Source organism: Pseudonocardia sp. OZ21 (assembly GCF_059359135.1).
The window spans coordinates 247,311-254,116 of record NZ_JCADBN010000012.1 but is presented as its reverse complement, the minus strand read 5'-3'; the positions used below and the strand labels follow the sequence as shown (position 1 = coordinate 254,116).

The 6,806-nt window shown below is 70.5% G+C and carries 6 protein-coding genes; 2 read left to right on the top strand and 4 right to left on the bottom strand.

What is annotated here, in order from left to right; translation table 11 throughout:
• Positions 1 to 570, top strand: a 570-nt coding sequence (locus AC5L35_RS26375; protein WP_495062388.1) for an HNH endonuclease signature motif containing protein, incomplete at its 5' end; no start/stop codon positions are given.
• An 89-nt stretch (positions 571 to 659) separates the two neighbouring features.
• The gene (locus AC5L35_RS26370) at positions 660 to 1,484 is read left to right on the top strand and encodes an alpha/beta hydrolase family protein (protein ID WP_495062387.1); all 825 of its coding nucleotides are present in this window, start codon (positions 660 to 662) and stop codon (positions 1,482 to 1,484) included.
• A 20-nt stretch (positions 1,485 to 1,504) separates the two neighbouring features.
• On the opposite strand, the gene AC5L35_RS26365 is transcribed toward AC5L35_RS26370, so the two are convergent.
• From AC5L35_RS26365 to AC5L35_RS26350, 4 genes are all read right to left on the bottom strand, one after another.
• Positions 1,505 to 2,770, bottom strand: a complete 1,266-nt coding sequence (locus AC5L35_RS26365) for an alpha/beta hydrolase family protein (RefSeq protein WP_495062386.1) — start codon at positions 2,768 to 2,770, stop codon at positions 1,505 to 1,507.
• Positions 2,771 to 2,882: 112 nt separating this feature from the next.
• Positions 2,883 to 3,527, bottom strand: a complete 645-nt coding sequence (locus tag AC5L35_RS26360) for a hypothetical protein (protein ID WP_495062385.1) — start codon at positions 3,525 to 3,527, stop codon at positions 2,883 to 2,885.
• 168 nt (positions 3,528 to 3,695) lie between these two features.
• Positions 3,696 to 4,436 (bottom strand): beta-ketoacyl-ACP reductase, encoded by a 741-nt coding sequence (locus tag AC5L35_RS26355; protein ID WP_495062384.1) that lies wholly within the window; start codon positions 4,434 to 4,436, stop codon positions 3,696 to 3,698.
• Between the two features lie 127 nt (positions 4,437 to 4,563).
• The gene (locus AC5L35_RS26350; protein ID WP_495062383.1) at positions 4,564 to 6,534 is read right to left on the bottom strand and encodes a 3-oxoacyl-[acyl-carrier-protein] synthase III C-terminal domain-containing protein; all 1,971 of its coding nucleotides are present in this window, start codon (positions 6,532 to 6,534) and stop codon (positions 4,564 to 4,566) included.
• Positions 6,535 to 6,806: the final 272 nt, after the last annotated feature.

The following is a 6,806-nucleotide window of genomic DNA, read 5'->3' as shown; positions in this document are numbered from 1 at the left end:
GTCGCACCCCAGGCCGGGGTCCCCACCGTCACCAACACGGTGTCGATCCAGATCCGGGTCACCGTCCCCCTCGACACCCTCCGCGGCACCTCCGAGGAACCCGGAGAGCTCGCCGGCTACGGCCCCATCCCCGCCGAGACCGCCCGCGAACTGGCCGCCGACCCCGACAGCGTCTGGCGCCGCCTGGTCACCGACCCGCTCACCGGCGCCCTGCTCGACTACGGCACCACCCGCTACCGGCCCCCACCACATCTGACCGACCACGTCACCGCGCGCCACCAGTACTGCCAAGCCCCCGGCTGCCGGGTGCCCGCCGACCGCTGCGACCTCGACCACAACATGCCCTTCGACCCCACCACCGACCAAGGCCCGACATCGGTGGCCAACCTCGGACCGAAATGCCGGCCCCACCACCGACTCAAAGCCATGCCGGGCTGGAGCGTCAGCCAGTACCCCGACGGATCGATCCTCTGGACCACACCCAGCGGCCACACCTACCGCGTCGACCCACCACCACTCACCGAACCCCGCACCCACAAGAACACCGATCACGAGCCGCCACCCTTCTAGGCCCGGGGACGGTTTCGCCGTTGGCGGAAGAAGGTTCGCGGCTCCCGTTGAGGTGTCTACGGTGGCAAGCCGCGGACCGAGGGGGAGACATGGAGACGATCACCGGCACTGCGGCAGGGGTGCCGTTCACGGCGCTCCCACCGGCCGGGGCCATCGACGGTCCCGCGCCGTTGATCGTGACGTGGCACATGCTGGATGCGCCGCACACGGACGCGGCGTTCGCGGCCGCACTGCCGATGGCCGGGGTGCCTGCCTGGCGGGTGCACCTGGCCATGCCGATGTGTGGCGCGCGGATGGTCGACGGCCGCGTCGATGCCGTCATCGAACTCGCCCGCGAGGACGCGTTGATGGCTTTTCTGGCCCCGTTCACCCGTCAGGCCGCCGACGAGTTCCCGGCCGCGCTCACGGCGCTGCGCGATCAGCTTCCGGTCGACGACGAGCCGGTCTGCGTCCTCGGTGCCTCGCTCGGAGGAGCCGTGGCGCTGCAGGTGCTGACCGCGTGTGACATTCCGATCACGGCGGTCGCGCTGGTCAACCCGGCAGTGCGGATACGGTCCGCCGTCGGGCTTGTGAAGGGCCTCGCCGGGCGGCCGTACCGGTGGACCGCGGAGTCCCGCCAGGCGGCCGCCGAACTGGACTTCGTCGCCCGTGCCGCAGAGTTCCCGGCACAACCGCCGCTACTGCTGGTCAGCGGGGAGCGCGACCACCCGGAACTGCGCGCGGACGCGGCCGCCCTGGTCGATGCACTACGCGAGCACTATGCGCACCCGGACGAGATCGAGCTGATCACCGTGCCGGACCTGGCGCACCCGCTGGCGCACGAACCGGGCCTGGAGCCGGCTCCACAGCTGCCCACGGCGAGGGCGGTCGACGAGGTCGTGACGCACTGGTTCCTCCGGCAGCTCACGAGCTGACGCGATGGAGGTGCCGATCCTCAGCCCGCTCCGCGGGCGGCCAGGTGCCCGGACAGCCAGCCGAACATCCGATGTGCGGTCTGGCGGGGTGCGAGGGGCTGGCAGTGGAAGTTCGCCCCGTCGGCCACCCCGAAGGACGCGATCTCGTGCGGAGCCGTGAGCAGGGCCGCGAGCTGCTCGGACTGGCCGGGCCAGAACTGCTCGTCCTCGGGGTCGGTGATCAGCAGGGGCGTGCGGATCTGCGCGGCGACGTCGCGGAGCTGATAGGTGCGCACGGTCGTGAACAGGTCGAACGGATCGTCGATGCCGTAGGGGCGGGCGCGGAACGCGAACGTTCGGTCCATGTCGGGGTCGCTGCCGGCGAACTCGGCCATGTACCCGTTGAACGTGTCCTTCCGGCCGTCGTCGAGCAGGGCGATCATCTCCGGCGGCATGTGGTCCAGCCACGAGGTCGCGACGTCGACGACCCCGGGATCGGCGACGGCGGCGACGAACCGGTGCTCGAACGCCAGCGCCCGGGGGAGCCAGTAGCCGGCCTGACTGATGCCGTATGCGGTCAGAGCGGACGCGTCGACGTCGGCTCGGTCGACCAGCGTGTCGACCACCGGCGTGAGCACGGCCTCCCAGTCCGGCCGGAACGGCACGCCGCGCTCGAACAGCAGGGACTGCTGCCCTGGCCCGTCGTAGACGAAGGCGTTCCAGCCGCGCGCGAGAGCCTCCGCCGCCCCGTTCGACCACAGACTGCTCAGTGGGCCGTCGCTGCCGTTGGTCATGACGAAGGTGGGTCTGGCCGCGCCGGTGGCGTCGGGGCGCAAGAGGTAGCCCGGCAGGGTGTCGCCGTCGTAGGGGATCGCGACCCGGACGAACCGGCCGCCCGATGCGTCGATCATCGCGTCCCACGCGCGGCGGGAACTGCGGAACGTCGGGAGCATGACCGCGTCGGTCCGGTCCCGCGGCAGGCCGTCCACCGCCCCGAGCGCCTGGGAGTAGGCGGCCGAGGCTGCGAGGTACGCCCACATCGCCCCGGGTGCATCGTCGGCGGCACCGGCATCACCGAGTGCGGAGAACCGGTCGCCCCGCTGCGACCACGCCGTGAACCAGCCCGGCCGGTCGCCGTCGGCGATGCCGGCGACGGTGGCGAGCACGCTGCCCGGGTCACCGACGCCGTATGCCGTGGCGCCGAGCGCCAGCCGGGTCTCGAAGTCGAAGTCGGGATCGCCGAAGAACCCGGTGGTGAGCGCGCGGGAGCCGGTGGCGGCGGGACGGACGGACTGCGAGGTCGTCATGGTCGGTCCTTCCGGTCGGGTTCGCGGTACCCGCGACGGGCTCCGGCAGCCTCATCGGCGCCCGCGGAGATGCCATCACCCGCGAGGGATGGGGCGACGGGGCCGCGCAGGGTCACGCGGGCCGCCCGGACGGCCGCTCCGCGGGACGGCCGGTATCCGGGCTGGCGGTGTCGTCCCGGCCCTTGCTGAGCCGGTTGGTGTAGCGCACCGCCCACCAGATCAGCGCGATCGGGAGGACCCAGTTGAACGCGAGGTCGAGCGGCCGGGACGGCACCGTGGTGCCCGGCTCCGCGCCGCGCAGCAGCGAGGCCACCAGGTGGCCCACCCCCGTCGAGGCGATCGCGACGCCCCACGCCGCGCTGATGCGCCGGTTGACCGACCGGAACCGCGCGGTGTGCCAGAACTCCTTCGGCACGCTCTCCCGGGCGTACTGCTCGGTGAACGGCATGATCGGCAGCATCACGAAGATCACGACGGCCAGCGTCCAGGTGGCGATCGAGCGACCGTAGGCGGCCAGGAAGGCGTCCGCCCGCGGGTCGAGGAGGGACGCGACGGCGATCCCGGCGAAGGCGATGGCTCCCGTCACCTCGAGCAGCTTCGGCGACTGGCCGCGCCAGACGGACCGGACGATGAACACCGCCGCCACGAGGAACGCCAGGAACCCGGCCGTGGCGACCGCTCCCGTCCCCGCCCGGGTCGCGACGAGGCTGAAGACGATCCAGGGGATGAAGCCGGCGAACACCTTGAGCATCGACATGAGGCAACTCTTCCGCCGCACAGGCGCGGGGGCAGCCGCCGATCCGCTCCTTTCCGAGGGCGGTCTACCACCATTTCAGCGAAGCCGGACGCTCAATCGGTCCATCGTCGGCGGAGAGTGACCGGACGGGGCCCCGGCCCGCCGCAACGAACCAGGGCGCGCACCGGACTACATGTCCATTCCGCCGTTGACCGAGACCACGGAACCGGTGATGTAGCCGGCCTCGTCCTCCACGAGGAACTGCACCGCGCGGGCGATCTCGTGCGCCTGTCCGAGCCGTCCCACGGGAATTCCTGTGATGATCTTCTCGAGTGCCTTCTCGGGTACCGAGGCCACCATCTCGGTCTCGATGTAGCCGGGTGCCACGCAGTTCACGGTGATTCCCTTGCGGGCCACCTCGCGCGCGAGGCTCTGCGTCATCCCGAAGAGGCCGGATTTCGAGGCCGCGTAGTTGACCTGGCCGATGTTGCCCGTCTGCCCGATCACCGAGCTGATGTTGACGATGCGTCCCGATCCGCGTTCGAGCATGTGGTCGAGCACGGCTTTGGACATGTAGAAAGCGCCCGACAGGTTGATCCGGAGCACCGCGTGCCAGTCGTCCACCGACATCTTCCGCATCGTCTTGTCGACGGTGATACCTGCGTTGTTGACGAGGTGGTCGACGCGGCCGCGGTCGGCCAGCACCTCGTCGACCACCCGCTGGCAGTCCTCGGGTGAACCGACGTTGCCCTGGTGCACCGACACCGAGCAGCCGTCGGCCCTGAGCTTCTCGGCCAACTCCTCGGCCGCCTGGTTGTTGCTGCTGTACCCGGCTGCGACGTGCACACCCGAGCGGGCGAGTGATGTGGTGATGGCTGCGCCGATACCCCGCGCACCCCCGGTCACGATGGCCACCTTCTGGTCGGTCATGTCGCGTCCCTCCTCGTCGACGTGCACCCGCCCCGTGGCCTGCCGGCTCCGGGCCGTCCTCCAGTCGTCCTCGCCGGGCCCGTGCCGTGGCCCCGACGCCGCGCCGTGCTGAGATGCCGTGCCGTGCTCAGTCGCCGAAGGCGACGCGGACGTCCTCGCTCGTGGTGGAGACCGATGTCCGCAGGGCGGCCGCTGTCTCGTCCCCGTCGGGGCCCGCCTCCGGCGCGATGATCGCCGGATCCACCGTGAGCACCGCGTACCCGCCGACGGCGCCGGCGCCGAAGCCGGGCGCGAAGACGCGGGTCGGACCGGTGATGACCCCGTCGGTGACGGCGTCGTGCAGCGCGATGGGGATGCTCGCCGCGGAGACGTTGCCCATGGTGGCGATGTTGAAGTAGAGCTGTTCCTCCTTGAGCCCGGCCTTGCCGGCGAGGTCGACGATCATCGTCTTGTTGGCCTGGTGGGGCACGATCAGCTCGATGCTGTCCAGCAGCGACCTGTCGGGGGCGCCCGGGTCGGTCTGCTCCTCGAGCTCGGAGATCATCTGCGCGAGGTAGCGCCGCACCAGCGACTTCACCTCCGGCCCGTAGACGGTGATGTCGTTGTCGAACTCGGGGTTGGGCCAGACGATCGAGTTCACCTCGCTGCCCGGGCCGCCGGCGTAGGTCTGGAGCACCTGCACGTCGCCTGCCGCACCCGGCTCGGCCGGTGCCACGACAATGGCCGCGGCGCCGTCACCGAAGATCATGCGGGACGTCCGGACGCTGCCGATCTTGTCGGAGAACTTCTCGACGCACACGAGCAGGACCGGGCGGCGCACCTCCTGCAGCAGCCGCACCGCCTCCGAGAGCCCGTAGGGCAACCCGGCGCACGCCGCCACCAGGTCGACCGACGCGTGCGTCTGCAACATCCCGAGCTCGCCCGAGAGCCAGCAGGCCGTGGACGGGATCAGGCGGTCGCTGGTGCAGGTGGCCACGAGCACCGCGCCGATCTCCTCCGGCGCGCGCCCGGCATGGGCGAGTGCTGCCAGCGACGCGTCGAGCGCGAGCTGCTCGAGCGGGCGGGCGGAGTAGCGGCGCTGGTCGATGCCGGTCTTCGCGCTGATCTCCGCGGCACTCATCGGCGACCAGGAGAAGCTGGAGTTGCGGATGACGTCGTCGTTGCTGCAGATGTGCTCGCCACGGACGACGGAGAGCGCCTCGATCTTCGGCATCACGGTGAACGCCTCCCGCACCCGGAGGGGTGGGTACGGCCGCACAGGCGGGCGGGCGTCGAACGCCGGAACGGTCGCCTGCCGGGCCGCGGCCGGTGCGGTATCGGACCCGGCGGCCCTCACCCTGTCGATGAACGCCAGCACCTCGCGGTCCCGCGGGTGGTAGAGGATCACGAAGTCGTCGTCACCGATCGTGCTCATCGGGCGCAGCTCCCCGTCGGAGCGTTCCCACGGGTACTGGTTGTGCAGCACCATCGACCATCGCAGGAGCGCCTCGAGCTCGGGCACGTCCTCGTCCGCGTCGAGGATCTCGTCGGAGGTGAACATCCGGTAGTCGGGGTCGTGGCGGGGCAGGACGAGGGTCAGTGCCTCCGGCTGGGCGAGCATCTCGGCCACGGTCGGCGGGATCGGCGGCAGTTCGGTGGCGTGGTGGCGTTTGTGCCGGAAGACGTCGAAGAGCAGCGCGAAGACGCGGTCCTCGGCGTCGGCGTTCCAGGCGGCCGGCAGCGCGGTGTAGGCGCTCTCGACGGCCGAGATCTTCCGGTCGGCGTCCTCCCACGGTGTGAGCAGGGGCAGGAAGAGATCAGGGCGGTGCCGCGGCACGTCACGCCAGCGGGTCGGCCGCTTCTCGAACATCGGCAGCGTGTAGCGGTTGACCCAGTACAGGTTCTGGCCCAGCTCTCGCAGCAGGGCAAAGCGGTTCCGGTACTCGCCGGAGGCGATGTGGGACAGGATGTCGGTGCCGGTCGGGGCCTTGGCCTCGAAGTCGCGCCCGATCACTGCCCGGAACTGGTCGATGGTGTCGATCACTGAGAAGTCGAGCGCCCCGAGCACGTTTGCCGGGAAAACGATCCGTCCATGTCGGTTCACGACGAACGGCTTCATCGCAACCACCCCCTCCTGCGACAGGGGTTACCCAACTCGCCGGAGCCGCAGCCGCGCAACCGACGAGTGGGGGAACTCCGCCGCCCGATCGCGCTGTGCCAGCAGGCCCGGCGCTCCGGGTGGCCGCCGCGTGATCATCGGCTGCGGTCCACACCTGCAGTGACTGCGCTGACGTCGAGAGAGCTGTGCCCTGATCGTGTGTTCTCAGTGTCGCTTCAGCGTTCGTTCCTTAGAATGAGTTCATGTCTCGGTCATTATTATTTCTCTTTGGC